At 45.1% G+C, this 14,337-nt stretch carries 11 protein-coding genes; 4 read left to right on the top strand and 7 right to left on the bottom strand.

Translation table 11 applies throughout. From position 1 onward, the window contains the following. Positions 1-47: 47 nt before the first annotated feature. From IX91_RS21370 to melA, 3 genes are all read right to left on the bottom strand, one after another. Complete coding sequence (locus IX91_RS21370; protein WP_004744588.1) at positions 48-2,258, bottom strand: hypothetical protein; 2,211 nt, start codon at positions 2,256-2,258, stop codon at positions 48-50. 73 nt (positions 2,259-2,331) lie between these two features. After that, positions 2,332-3,759, bottom strand: a complete 1,428-nt coding sequence (gene melB / locus IX91_RS21365; RefSeq protein ID WP_004744589.1) for a melibiose:sodium transporter MelB — start codon at positions 3,757-3,759, stop codon at positions 2,332-2,334. A gap of 82 nt (positions 3,760-3,841) precedes the next feature. Then, positions 3,842-5,200, bottom strand: a complete 1,359-nt coding sequence (melA, locus tag IX91_RS21360) for an alpha-glucosidase/alpha-galactosidase (protein ID WP_004744590.1) — start codon at positions 5,198-5,200, stop codon at positions 3,842-3,844. Positions 5,201-5,504: 304 nt separating this feature from the next. On the opposite strand from melA, the gene melR reads away from it, so the two are divergent. Beyond that, positions 5,505-6,521 (top strand): transcriptional regulator MelR, encoded by a 1,017-nt coding sequence (melR, locus tag IX91_RS21355; protein ID WP_004744591.1) that lies wholly within the window; start codon positions 5,505-5,507, stop codon positions 6,519-6,521. A 42-nt stretch (positions 6,522-6,563) separates the two neighbouring features. Here melR and malK read toward each other — a convergent pair whose 3' ends face one another. Beyond that, a complete protein-coding gene (gene malK, locus IX91_RS21350) occupies positions 6,564-7,682 on the bottom strand; it encodes a maltose/maltodextrin ABC transporter ATP-binding protein MalK (RefSeq protein WP_004744592.1) in 1,119 nt (372 codons plus the stop codon). 663 nt (positions 7,683-8,345) lie between these two features. Between malK and malE the strand changes: the two genes are divergently transcribed. The 3 genes from malE (at position 8,346) to malG (ending at position 12,080) form a co-directional block, all read left to right on the top strand. Next, complete coding sequence (gene malE, locus IX91_RS21345; RefSeq protein ID WP_038197783.1) at positions 8,346-9,527, top strand: maltose/maltodextrin ABC transporter substrate-binding protein MalE; 1,182 nt, start codon at positions 8,346-8,348, stop codon at positions 9,525-9,527. A gap of 75 nt (positions 9,528-9,602) precedes the next feature. Further along, on the top strand, positions 9,603-11,177 hold the full coding sequence (gene malF, locus IX91_RS21340) for a maltose ABC transporter permease MalF (RefSeq protein ID WP_004744594.1): 1,575 nt from the start codon (positions 9,603-9,605) through the stop codon (positions 11,175-11,177). Positions 11,178-11,189: 12 nt separating this feature from the next. After that, a complete protein-coding gene (gene malG, locus IX91_RS21335) occupies positions 11,190-12,080 on the top strand; it encodes a maltose ABC transporter permease MalG (protein ID WP_004744595.1) in 891 nt (296 codons plus the stop codon). Between the two features lie 338 nt (positions 12,081-12,418). On the opposite strand, the gene IX91_RS21330 is transcribed toward malG, so the two are convergent. From IX91_RS21330 to IX91_RS21320, 3 genes are all read right to left on the bottom strand, one after another. Next, positions 12,419-12,664, bottom strand: coding sequence for a hypothetical protein (locus tag IX91_RS21330; RefSeq protein ID WP_004744596.1), 246 nt, complete (start codon positions 12,662-12,664; stop codon positions 12,419-12,421). 141 nt (positions 12,665-12,805) lie between these two features. Further along, positions 12,806-13,291, bottom strand: coding sequence for an acyl-CoA thioesterase (locus IX91_RS21325; protein ID WP_004744597.1), 486 nt, complete (start codon positions 13,289-13,291; stop codon positions 12,806-12,808). Positions 13,292-13,405: 114 nt separating this feature from the next. Continuing rightward, a complete protein-coding gene (locus tag IX91_RS21320; protein WP_004744598.1) occupies positions 13,406-14,323 on the bottom strand; it encodes a LysR family transcriptional regulator in 918 nt (305 codons plus the stop codon). Between the last annotated feature and the right edge of the window lie 14 nt (positions 14,324-14,337).

Raw genomic sequence — 14,337 nt, 5'->3', positions numbered from 1 at the left:
ATATGAAAAATGAGGCTCTCTATAACGAGAGAGCCTCATGGCGGTTGTTACTTCGACACGGTTCGCTGCTGCTGACCTTCAACATTCACAATGACGTAACTGACCAGTTGTCCGTTGATTTGTTTGTGGCTAGCCGTGGTTGATTGTCCATCCACTATTAGCGACGGGTACTCACCGTAGAACCAAGCTTCCCACTCAAGGGAGTGAGTTGAGTTGTTGGTCAAGCTCGTTTTATTCACCCCTTCATGTCGCACGGTAAGCTCATGTTCGCCCATGATTAAGTGTTTTGCCTCTAACCACTCAATGTCATTAGTTAGGTGTGAAGCCGTAATGATACGATCTTCAGAAGCATTAGGCTTAATGCCCATTAGTCCTTCGATGGTGTTGGAAATAAAAGTGAAAGATAGCTCAGGATAATCACCATTGGTTCCTTGAGTAGGGCGCTCATGGGGTTCGTCTTTTTTGTCCATGATGTATTGCATCCACTTCCAAGCTTCTTCGTTACGATTGTAAGGGAAGTAAGTTTCAGGGATATAGGTATAGGCTTCAATGTTGTTCGGTGCTTCAGGAGTCGATCCAATACCATCACCGAGCTTTTGGGCAATGAAATCGAGATATTTATCATTGCGCTCACCCGGATTGGTAACGCGTTTCATCGGCATAAACCAGCTGTTTTCTTTGCCAAAGTCGTTAAGACGCAAACCGTCTTTTTGTACTATGTTTACATAGTTTCCGAGCGGGTCATTAGGGTCTGCGATACTCCACTCGTGATTAAAGAAATCTTTGAGCTGTCGTGCTTTCTCATTCCAAACAGCGGCTTGACTGTAATCTTGACGAGCTTCAAGCATTTTAGAGTAGGCGAGAGTCGCTTGATACTGAGAGCCAATGGCGTCGCCCGCTTCAATTGGAAATTCACCACGTTCATTGTAGGTTGCTGAGCCTTCGAATATACCGCCATAACCCTCTGCGATACCATTTGGATCTTGGTCGTCGTGAAGAGCGATATAGTCAGTCAGCAACTTTGTATAGAATTGCCAAAGGTCTGCATCTTCAATATAGCGCTTGTCTCCGGTCCATAGATACTGCTGCCACGCTTTTTCGACAAATTCAAATTGGGCCGGAACTTCTCTAACAAACCAAGAATCGTCGACATAGTCGATCGTATGAGGTGTGCCATCAAAGTTCACTGCCCAAAGCGTGTACCACTTTCTTGATTCTGTGGAGTGCTTAGCGAAGGTTTTAAACATCGAGAAGTTCTCTGCGTCTAGACCTGCCAGCTTAGCGCCACTTGCCTGATGCAGGAAATCGCGTGAATAAAAAGCCGTTCGGTCAAAATATCCCGCCCAATATGAGGGGATGTAATCGGCAGTTCCCGTTCCATCGTTATTGTTCTCATCTCGGTTCACTAGATCGTGGTGACCTGTCATGACAAACCGATCGGTTTTATCCATTGCCCACGAAAATGAGTCTTGTAGTTTTACGTTCGAAGAGGTCACAACTAGCTGCTTAGGTTGTTCTCTAGCGATGAGTGTCCAGTGCTCTGGTTTATGGTCATTAGCGGTTAACTTGACTGTAATTGGATGAGTAAAGTCGAGTACGTCTCCTTCATTGATTGAGGTTGCGCTAGCGTCTGATATTTTAAGGTTGCCAATGGTCACTTGAGTTAAATCTGTGCCGTATGGCACTTGAAACTCAACGCGCTGATTTTCTCGATTGATGTTCGTTAGGCCAGACTGTTCTTCTGCATTGAACTGGATGATTTGATTGAAGCTCAATGGCTTGCTTTTATGGTTTTTAGCTAAGCTCACATTGTCGACACTCACGCCCCCTTTATCAGACCCTGTAACTGAGATTTTAATCTGTTCACCTTTCTCTAGTGCAATATGTTTAAGTGTATTTAGCTTATATTTTTTACTCTTTTTTACCGGCTTGCTAAACAAGACTTCGTCATAGAGATTAGTGATGATTAAAGACGCATCTGAAGAAGGACTGACAACATAAGCAGATAAGTCATAATAACCAGTTTCAGTAATGGTTACGGTTTGGCTGATGCTATGTGTTGTACCTGTCGCGATTCTGCCACGGTATTCACCTTGGTATGCTGAATCATTCTTGATATTGGCAAACCAGTAATCCCAGCCTAGCCCTTTATTTTCAAAGCTAGGATTTGTTATGAGGTTGTCATTGTGTTTGGCATAAGTAACGCCCGACGCAGCGATCGTACCGACGATAGCGCAGGCTAATAGGTTCCGTTTCATAATCTTCTCGTTATTGATTTATTGGATGTAGGGAAGGTTGCGCATAAAAAAGCGGGCAGTGCCCGCTATACAGCTATGTAGCTTGAGCAGGGTTGGTGGCCCTTGGCTTGCCATTTAACTCTGATTCACCATCTGTAACATGTTGGTACTTTTCGGTGAGTTGGTCTTGGATATTCTGGTGATACTTACCATTGAGCTTGTAGAAGCGGAAGTAAACAACCAATGCAATAGCAAAAAAGAAGGCGGGTAAACCGACCATGATGCATTGCATGCCAAACACGGTTTCTGGGCTTTGCACGACGTTAGGAACATAGTCGACAGCAGTAAGTGCAATACCGATAAAGAAAGCGGCGAAAGCCGAGCCTGCTTTTACAACCAGAGTTTGAACAGAGTAAGCGATACTTTCACAACGTTGGCCGAGCTTGTATTCACCGTAGTCTACGGTGTCGGCTACCATGATAACGTTCAGTACCCAAAACAGTGCCGTTCCGATTTGTAGCAGAACGCCAGCGGCGGATATCAACAAAATGCTTTGTTTATCGTACATACCTACATAGATAAGCACCGCACTACCTAAAATTGGCAAACTTGAAGCGCACGCCCACAGGGTTCGGCGAGAAAACATTTGGGCGAGTTTAGGGAATAGAACTAGTGTGATTAGGTTAGCAATACCAGCGTATGCCATGTAGTAAGGGAAGAGGTCTTCGTTGCCGACGACATAAGTAAAGTAGTAAACAGCAAACGCGGTGATGATGTTGGTGGCAAGGTTGTAAGACAGCGCCATACACAAGACACTGGTTAGCTGGTCGTTCTTGTAGATAAGCTTAAGAAGTTTGTTCAGTGTTACTTTCTCTTCGGGCTTACTACTGTCGAGTTTGTTGGTCGAATAGCGCTCTTTAACGTTTCTTAACGTGATGTAAGTTGAGACAACAAAGCAGCCAATAAGCAGTAAAGTAAACACTTGGAAGCCATAACCCTTGTCGTCGCCTCCCACATAATTAACGAACGGCATTGCAATGGCCGCGGTAACAAGCCATGCGAGGCTTGCGAAAAATCTAGGGTAAGGGACGAGATCTTCACGTTCTCGTTTGTCTAGTGTCAGAGTAGGGACTAACGACCAGAACGGAATGTCCATCAAAGTGTAGGTCATCCCCCATAAAATGTAAGTGACGGCGGCATAAGCAATAAGCCATGGGCCTTCGATATGATGGGCGCTAAACAGCATAAACAGCACAATCGAGTTGGTAATCGTACCAACTAATATCCAAGGTTTAAATTTGCCCCAGCGGCTACGAGTATTGTTGACGATCCAACCCATAATCGGGTCATTGACCGCATCCCATATTCGTGCGACGAGGAAGATGGTCCCCACTGTTGCCGCAGAGATACCAACTACATCCGTGTAGTAAAACATCAGGTACATATAGACAATGGTAATGGCAAAATCCTTACCAAATGCCCCAAAGCCGTAACTCAGCTTTGTGTTCATTGAAATGCTCATGGGTGCTCCTTACGCCTCCTTGGTAGGAGGCGTATATTGTTCACGTTATTTTGTTATCAGAATTGTCTGTTGTTATTTTTAGTTAGACTTTTGGATGGACCCAATCTGGTAACCAACCGCGGTGCGCTTCAATCAGATCGTCCACTAAGGCGTAAATCTCTTCTAGCCCCAAGACAGCTGCTGTGTGTGGGTCGAGCATAGCCGCATGATAAATTCGCTCACGGTTTTCAGTTAAAATCGCTTCTGTCAGTAGTGTCTGCACATTAATGTTGGTCTGCATTAATGCGGCTAGATGGTTAGGCAGTCGGCCCGCTTTGATTGGTTGAACACCATTAGCATCGACCAGACAGGCAACCTCAACACAGCAGCCTTGTGGCAAGTTATCGATAAGAGCCTCATTTTTCACATTGCCATAGATTACACTTGGCGTTCCGGTCCAAATGGAATTCATGATCGTGCTGGCATACTCGTGAGATTCATTGACGGTAATCTCATCAGCATTCTTAAAGGCTTCTAGATCTTGTTTCCAATCAGCAATTTGTTCTACACAACGTTTTGGGTATTCGTCGAGTGGTACTTTATAACGTTCAATCAAATCTGGGCGGTTTGGCTTAATAAAATATGGGGTGTATTCAGAGAAATGTTCAGAAGATTCAGTGACAAAATAACCGAGCTTCTTAAACATTTCGTATCTAACTAGGTTGGTGCAGCGACCATTGTGATGAAGACCAGGTTTAGGCGCTTGACCACTCTCAAAAGCAGTGAGTAGATCTGGGTAAATATCGACATAGTCACCCTGTTCTGTCTTCTTCTCTAGGGTTAAGTAGTAGGCCATATGATTGATGCCCGCGCAGGTGTAACGTAGGTCTTTGTAGTCGAGGTTAAGATCGCGGGCCAGCTCTTCTGCCGTGCCTTGTACAGAATGGCATAAACCTACCTGTTTGATGTTTGGGTATTTCTCGTACATGGCCCAGGTATTCATCGCCATAGGATTGACGTAGTTAAGCATCGTGGCATTAGGGCACACTTCGCTCATGTCTTCACAAACTTTCCATAGGTGTGGAATTGTACGCAAAGAACGCATGATGCCGCCCGGACCGAGAGTATCGGCGATGGTCTGCTCCAATCCGTGTCGTTTACACACTTCAAAATCGGTCACAGTACATGGTTCATAGCCTCCAATTTGAAAGGCGATGACGACAAAGTCGGCACTTTCCATTGCTTCTCTTTGGTCCAAGTGGCAGCTAATTGAGCCAGTTGCACCTGCAGACTGCATCAGTTTACTCACTACTAGGTAAGATTCTTCTAAACGCGTCCCGTCAATGTCCATGAGTGCAATATGGGCATTCTTTAAGGCTGGTTTGTGGAATACGTCACCAAGAATGTTCTTAACAAAAATGGTCGAACCTGCACCGATGAAGGTGATCTTCGGGGTATTCATTATCTTTTTCCTCATCTATCACGTATTGGGTTGGATGAGTCAACATTACCCGAGTATGTTGTGACGATTCGTCTCACTTAAAAACCGCAAACTCCTATTTTCTAATATTTTTAATTGCAGTAGTGAAGATCTTAGTTTTTGGGAGATATTGAATACAAAGCGGGATGGATTATGTCGGCATTCAGAATATCAATGAGCGAGGGCATCACAGCGTGTGATGAGTATGGTTTGGTATGAGCTAGGTCTGAGTAATGTGGTTTGAGATTTGCAAAACTACGTTATCCCATTTTTAACGGAATCAATGATGAATAAACGAGAAACTGAAGCGACGCATCTTGTTACGCAAAATGAGTACTCAAATGACAGTGTACTTGTCAGCCCGCTTTCGTTGTATTCATCGTATGAAAAGATCGACGTTGAAGCGCGAGCTCCCCATTCCATGCCTGGTTATCATTGGCATGGACAGGTTGAGGTAAACATCCCATTTGGCGACGATGTCGAGTACATCGTTAATGGTACGCCAATTGTCATCGAAAACGGGGCGGTAGGGCTGTTTTGGGCTTCTGTTCCTCATCGCCTGACTGAACCGGGAAAAAGCCACAATATGGGTATTATCAATATTCCTATTCATCAGTTTATGTCTTGGCCTTTAAGCCGAGATCTTGTTAATCAAATTACCCATGGGTGCGTCTTACAGTCAGACTCTACATCGTTGGTGAGTGAATTTGAATTGGCTAGATGGGCTAGGGAAATGAGTGATGATTCCGAAAGTCGTCAACAGCTTGCCGTTGATGAAATTGGGTTGATGCTGCGTCGAGTTTGCGTTGATGGTTGGAAGCAGTTGGTTTCAACCCAAGCCGACAGGTCGGCGAAAAAAGGGGTATCAAAACATTCACAATTTTATGTCAGTCAAATGCTCGAGTTTATTGCGACCCACCACAATATGCCGTTGACCACCAAAAAAATTGCAGAGCATGTCGGTTTACATGCCAACTATGCAATGAATGTCTTTCAGCGCACGATGCAGATGACGATTAAGCAGTACATTACAGCGATGCGGATCAATCACGCAAGAGCACTGCTAAGCGATACGGATAGAACCATCTTAGATATTGCGCTGACAGTGGGATTCAATTCAAGCAGTCGATTCTATGAGACGTTCCAGACTTACATAGGGGTGACTCCTACCCAGTATCGGAAACTAGCAAGGGAAGATCATCGTTGGAGTCTGCATGGAAGTAACCCACTCTATGATCTTGAAAAGGGCGCGTGTGATGGCAAGCGACCAGTTAGTGTTACAAGAGAGATAAACGAGCAATAAAAAAGCTCCTATCAAAGGAGCTTTTTGTCTCAGAGTTAGCGGTTATTCGAAATCAACACCCGCTTCTTTGTACAGACGGCGGCATGCTTTGCCATCGCTGTGGAATAGGTGACAACGGTGCGCTGGGATACCAACAGACAGTTTATCGCCTGGTTCGACATCTAGCGTGTCAGGTTGGCGGTAAATCATATCGGCATCGGCTGCATCGATGTGTAAGTAGGCTTGAGTTTCATTGCCTAGTTTTTCAACGATGTTAACTTCACCTTCAATAGTCGCATCACCTTCGTTTGCTGGTAGCAAGTGCTCTGGACGAATACCTAGCGACATACGTTCACCGCGAGTAACCGTTGTTCCATCAACTGGAATCCAAAACGCAGTGCCATTCGCAAGCTGAACCATGACACGATCTTTCTCAGCCGCTTCAATGAAGACACTCATAAAGTTCATTTTTGGTGAGCCAATGAAACCAGCGACAAAACGGTTCTCTGGGTAGTGGTAAAGCTCTAGTGGGCGACCAACTTGAGAGACAAATCCTGCGTCTAGTACAACGATCTTATCTGCCATGGTCATGGCTTCAACTTGGTCGTGCGTTACATAAATCATGGTACAGCCAAGCTTGCGCTGAAGCTTAGTGATTTCAGAACGCATTTGTACACGAAGTGCGGCATCAAGGTTGGATAGCGGCTCATCCAGTAGGAACACATTTGGTTGTGAAACCAGCGTACGACCAATTGCAACACGCTGACGCTGACCACCCGATAGCGCTTTAGGTTGGCGCTCAAGAAGGTGGCTCAATTGTAGGATTTCAGCGGCATGTTCAACACGCTTACTGATTTCACCTTTGTCGGCTTTTGCCAGCTTAAGGCCAAAAGACATGTTGTCGTATAGGTTTAAGTGAGGGTAAAGAGCGTAAGATTGGAACACCATACCAACACCACGTTTGGATGGCTCGACGTCATTCATGTGCTCATCACCAATGTAGAGATCACCGGATGTGATGTCTTCTAGGCCTGCAATACAACGTAATAGTGTTGATTTACCACAACCTGATGGACCAACAAAGACAACAAACTCACCTTCTTTGATTTCTAAATCAACATTCTTGGAAATTAGTACGTCACCGTAAGCTTTACATACATTTTTTAACGTGACACTCGCCATCTAGCTCGCCCTCGATCAATTTTTTATATTTTACTGCCTATCATTATATGAATTATGGAGCAGGCAATAATAGTAGGAATTTGGTAAGGAATGGATTCTATATAACAGAATGTAAGAAAATATGGGTGAAGGAGTTCCTCACATCACCCACCAAGCCAAATTCAGGTTTGCTTTCCCCCGTGTGACACAAGCTTCTCCCCCGAACGAATCAGTTTCCTGAATACCTACGTGACTTGTGCACTCATTTGCAAACCCTAGCGGCATTGTAACCAGTCACCATGAAACACGTGTTACTGGAAAGGGTTCTTACCATCCACTCTTGGATGGCTGTAGTTTGCTGTTTTCACCCCTCTGCTACATCCTCCTAATCCGATTTTTTGTAGGGGTAGTAGGAGGGGAGGAGGTACCAAAGGGCGCAGAAGGCGTAGCGAGACGGAGTTCAAATATTTCCGTTTGATTACATTGAAATCGATCACACAAAGAGATTGTTTTGAGACTTTGGTCACCAACCTGTAACGATGATGATCACGAAAATAGTCCATAATAGCGAGGGCGTAGGGAGTAGGAGGATGAGCCTTTTGTCAGTTTGGCTGAAAATAAGTGCTGAAATACGGCGAAACCTCTGGTGGAGCCCTACAACACAAATATAAAAAGGATATGAACATGAAAAATGCCCTAAGCACAGTAGCACTAGGAACACTTGTTGCTCTTGGCTCTTTTGGTGCAAATGCTGCTATCGAAGAAGGTCAATTAACTATCTGGATCAACGGCGATAAAGGCTACAACGGACTTGCTGAAGTAGGTAAACAATTTGAAGAAGACACAGGTATTAAAGTGACAGTTGCTCACCCTGATGCGCTTCAAGACAAATTCCCTCAAACAGCAGCGACTGGTGACGGTCCTGATATTGTGTTCTGGGCTCACGACCGTTTTGGTGGTTACGCTGAAGCAGGTCTTCTAGCTGAGATCAAGCCATCTGCAGAAATCAAAGAAGGCATTGTAGACTTCGCATGGGACGCAGTTAAATACGATGGCAAAATTATCGGTTACCCAGTAGCAGTAGAATCTCTATCGCTAATCTACAACAAAGATCTAGTGCCTAATCCACCTAAGAGCTGGGAAGAAGTTGCTGAGCTAGACGCGCAGCTTAAGAAAGACGGTAAATCTGCAATCATGTGGAACCTAAAAGAACCGTACTTCACTTGGCCGCTAATGGCAGCTGACGGTGGTTACGCGTTCAAATACGGCGCAGCAGGTTACGACGTGAAAGATGCGGGTATCGCAAACGACGGCGTTAAAGATGCAATGAACTTTGTGAAAGGTCTAGTTGATAAAGGCGTTATCTCTTCAGACATGGACTACTCAGTTTCTGAGTCTGCGTTCAACCAAGGTAAGACTGCGATGACAATCAACGGCCCTTGGGCATGGGGTAACATTGAGAAATCTGGTATCAACTACGGTGTAACAACTCTACCTAAGTTTAACGGTCAGTCTTCTAAGCCATTCGTTGGAGTACTAACGGCGGGTATCAGCACAGCTTCTCCAAACAAAGATCTAGCGGTTGAGTTCATCGAGAACTACCTACTGACTAACGACGGTCTACGCAAAGTTAACGATGACAAGCCACTAGGTGCAGTAGCGCTTAACTCTTTCCAACGTGAGCTAGATGCAGACAAGCGCATTGCAGCAACAATGGATAACGCGATGAACGGCGAAATCATGCCAAACATCCCTCAGATGAACGCGTTCTGGGGCAGCGCGAAAAACGCAATCATCAACATCGTTGATGGTCGTCAAACTGTAGATGCAGCACTTGCAGATGCAGAAAAACAAATGACTAAATAATTAAGTTCTACCCTTTTAAGGAGGGGGTAACCCCTCCTTCATTTTCAAGTTTTATTATCGCTAGCAGGTTCTTTTATGCAGTCAGTTCAAGGTACAGATGCGATGGCGTCTACAACAACGAGCTTGCCATCAAGTAAAAGTGTATTCATTAAATGGGGCTTACTGGGCTCTGTGGGTATCATTAATGGATACGCCACAATTCTTATGTATTCTCGCGGTGAGATGGCTTTTGCCATTCTGACCCTAATCTTAACCGCACTCGCGTTATTTATTTTCGGTAGTAAAAAGACCTACGCACACCGTTACATCTACCCTGGCATTGCGGGCATGATTCTGTTCATCCTGTTCCCACTTGCGTATACCGTCGGTCTTGCCTTCACAAACTACAGTGCGAAAAACCAACTTTCCTTTGAACGTGCTCAGTCGGTCTTAATGGACCGTACTTTCCAAAGCGGCGATAGCTACCCATTTACTCTGTACAAAACAGATAATGGCCACCGCCTTGCTGTTAAGAAAGGCGATCAACTGCTAGCAACCGATACTTTCAACCTTGCCACTCTATCTGCGTCAGATATGGACTTAGCTCCAGTCGACTCTGTAGCGGGCGAGAAAGAAAAAATCAAAACCATCATCAAAAACAAAAGTGCGCTAGGTGGCTTAGATCTGCACCTGCCGTCGGGTGAAGACATTCGCATGAGCGGTCTACGTAAGTTCGCTGCGGTTGTTCCTCTATACACTCTTCAAGATGACGGTGAGACGATCTTTAACAATCGTACTCAAGAATACTTGCGTCCTAATATGGAAGTAGGCTTCTATCAACCAGTCGACGAACAGGGTCAGTTTGTTGGCTCAACCGTTTCACCTGGCTTTATCGTTGATATCGGTACCCACAACTTTGAGCGTGTGTGGAAAGATGATGGCATTAAAGAACCATTTATCAGCATCTTTATCTGGACGGTACTATTCTCTGCATTAACTGTTGGTTTAACCGTTGTAATCGGTCTGGTACTTGCGAGTGTTGTGCAGTGGGAAGAGCTGAAAGGTCGTGCGATTTACCGAGTGCTACTAATTCTTCCTTATGCGGTTCCTGCGTTTATCTCGATTCTGATCTTCAAAGGTTTGTTTAACCAGAGCTTTGGTGAGATCAACATGATGCTAGAGGCACTATTTGGCATTAGCCCAGCTTGGTTCTCTGACCCAATCATGGCTAAGAGTATGGTGTTGATTGTCAACGTATGGCTAGGTTTCCCTTACATGATGATTCTGTGTATGGGTCTGCTAAAAGCGATTCCAGAAGATTTGTATGAAGCATCTGCCATCGATGGTGCGAACTTCATCGACAACTTCCGCAAGATCACCATGCCTTTGATGATTAAGCCGCTTACACCGCTGCTTATCGCAAGTTTCGCATTCAACTTTAACAACTTCGTATTGATTCAGCTTCTGACTCAAGGTGGTCCAAACATGATTGGTACTTCCGAGCCAGCAGGTTACACAGACCTACTTGTAAGCTACACCTACCGCATTGCGTTTGAAGGTGCTGGTGGCCAAGACTTCGGTCTAGCAAGTGCGATTGCAACGCTTATCTTCCTATTGGTTGGTGCGCTTGCCCTAATCAACCTACGTTTCACTAAGCTGTCTCAGGATTAAGGAGAGATTCCAATGGCAATGGTACAAGGTAAATCACTTAAATACCGTGTATGGGCAACGCATATTGCTATGTGGGTGTTCCTAGCGTCAATCATCTTCCCACTGTTGATGGTAATCGCAATTTCGTTCCGTGAAGGTAACTTCGCAACGGGTAGCATTATTCCTGATAATCCGTCATTAGAGCACTGGAAACTGGCTCTTGGATTTTCGGTGACTAACGCAGATGGCAGTGTAACGCCGCCGCCATTCCCTGTATTAACTTGGTTATGGAACTCAGTGAAAGTGGCAGGCATTAGCTCGATTCTTATTGTTGCGCTGTCTACGACTTCTGCATACGCGTTTGCTCGCATGCGCTTCAAAGGTAAAGACACCATCCTTAAAGCGATGATGATTTTCCAAATGTTCCCTGCGGTTCTAGCGCTCGTAGCACTTTATGCCCTATTCGATAAGCTAGGTCAGTACATTCCGTTCCTTGGTTTGAATACGCATGGCGGTCTGATTTTCTCTTACTTGGGGGGGATCGCACTTCACGTATGGACGATTAAAGGCTACTTTGAAACGATTGATAATTCACTAGAAGAGGCAGCAGCACTAGATGGCGCGACGCCTTGGCAAGCATTCAGATTGGTACTACTACCATTGTCAGTGCCTATCCTTGCTGTTGTGTTCATTCTGTCGTTCATCGGTGTGGTGGGTGAAGTTCCAGTAGCATCTTTACTACTTTCTGATGTAAACTCATATACATTAGCGGTTGGTATGCAGCAGTATCTATACCCTCAGAACTATCTATGGGGTGACTTTGCAGCAGCAGCAGTATTGTCTGCATTACCAATAACCATCGTATTCTTGCTTGCACAGCGCTGGTTGGTCGGAGGATTGACCGCTGGTGGTGTGAAAGGTTAATAAGAACGATAAGGGCGACCGCAAGGTCGCCCATTTTGTTTCTCAGCTTAACACTTTTGGTTTGGCCGCCGATCAGTTAAGTCGAGAGCAGAACTGGCGTTACGCATAGCTGGCTGTTAGCTAGATTCCTTACTATTTCACTACTAACAGTTTTTGTAACCATAACCCGGCTTTGTCCCGGGTTTTTTTATGCCTGAATAACGCTAAGACAGAGCCAGTATAAAGTGCCTAGATTGGATTGAAATCAACGGGATGAGTTGGTGCGACTAGGTATAAGTTCTGAATTGCAACAGTGGTGTTTGTTGCATTAACTTGCGGGAAGCAACACGATGTTTTAGCTACAGCTCTCGACTAGAAGGCGCACAGCCAAGATATTGCAGAAGCACATAGATGCTTTCTTGAGAGAGGGCGACTTTTCGAAATAAGTCTGCAAAGGTATCGTCGCCACCGAAGCAGGTGCGGATATAGTGATTGATCTCATCTTCACCATAGCCTTCAACATACATGGTACGAACCCACTGGTACTCAACAGCTTTCAAGTTTGACAATGTAGTTTCACTCAAAGTGGTTTCGTTGAGTTCCAAGAGACGTTCCTTCATACGCAATGTTTGATTTAGTCAGCGGATTTAATCAAATCAAGATGAAGGAAAAATGACAGAAATGTGGCGTTACGGTGACTAATTCTTAAATGGAGGCACTTGGCCTCCAATTTGGCAGAAAGCTCACTATTTTAGATACTTAACGTGCGCTTCCATTTCTTCTCCAATCTCTTTACGCATGTTCATTAGACGGATTGCTGAGTCGCGTAATTCAATATCTTCTGGCGTTTCTGGAATCCACTCTGGAACAGAGGTCGGGGTGCCGTTCTCATCGACCGCAACCATAATGACAATGCAGTGAGTCGTTAAGCGATTGTTCATCTCTTTTGGATCACTTGCTTGAACATCAATGGCGATATGCATTGAGCTCCTTCCGGTATAGATGACCTTAGCACTTACTTCGACAAGGTTACCGACGTGAATCGGTGCCACAAAGCGAATCCCACCTGCATAGGCGGTAATACAGTATTTGCCACTCCACGCCGCCGCGTTGGCGTAGGCTGCCAAGTCGATCCACTTCATCACAGCGCCGCCGTGGACTTTCCCCCCAAAGTTTACGTCTCCCGGTTCTGCTAGAAAACGTAACGTAATATCGCGTTGACCATTGCTCATCTATTAGTCCTTTATTGTTTATATATATTACTATTTTAGTTGTATAAGAATGTAATTTGTAAACTTGAGAGCAAAGCGCCTCTCTTCACTATTGTAAGCTGAAGCCTGCTCGAATCATGAGTTCGATGGCTTAGCCTCGATTATTTTATCGACTAACCAACGTCCTGCTGGTCCTAGTTCATGACTCCAAGCAAGCTCCACGGCCCAGTTCATTTTCCCATCATCGAAATCCAGATCCAGTAAGGTTAACAAGTCTTGTTCAACCAAAGGCGTCGCCAATTGACGCGGATAGAATGCGTAACCGACACCAGCAATTAACAGTTCACGTAACTGATAGAAGCTTGAATAGTGAATGAGGTTTGGCCCCAAGCGAATGCCTTCTATGAGCTCTTCAGTGCTAACTAGACCTGGTAACGGAAAGAGCTGCGCATGCGGTTGGAGATCTGCGAGAGTTAACTGACCGCGAACTTTTGCCAATGGGTGCGAAGGCGCGACTGCAATACACCATTGAATACGATCAACCATAGCTTCTTCACCGCCATGGTTACTGCGCAAACGCCCTAATGTCAGAGTGATATCGGCAGGCTGGATATGCTTACCTGCATTCAAACGAACACGATCGCAGGTTAACGCCGCTTGTTCGCTATCTAGTAACACTAATTCTACGGTCGGATACTTGTGTTTAAACTCGACGAATACCTGTGTGAAGTAGTCAAACATCACCATACCGTGCAGGGCAACGCGTAGCTGTGGCTCTTCACCTGAGCTGACGGCCTGCGCCTGTTTTTCAATTCCTTCAAGCTTGGGGATTATTTCTAACGCTTGTAGATAAATTTGGCGTCCTAATAAAGATAAGGTCGGCTTTTTCCCGGAATGACGTTCAAATAGCTCGGCTTCAAGGTCAAACTCAAATGCTTGAATGGATTGTTGCACTGCAGCCGCGGATACTCCAAGCTTTCGACCAGCAGCAGAAAATGAGCCTGTTTCAGCAACGGCCCACAGGTATTGCAATCTTTCCGTCGTAACAATCATGATTTTCTTTGCTC

It is taken from the genome of Vibrio tubiashii ATCC 19109 (assembly GCF_000772105.1).
Classification (GTDB): Bacteria; Pseudomonadota; Gammaproteobacteria; order Enterobacterales; family Vibrionaceae; genus Vibrio; species Vibrio tubiashii.
This window is presented reverse-complemented; position numbering and strand designations above follow the sequence as displayed.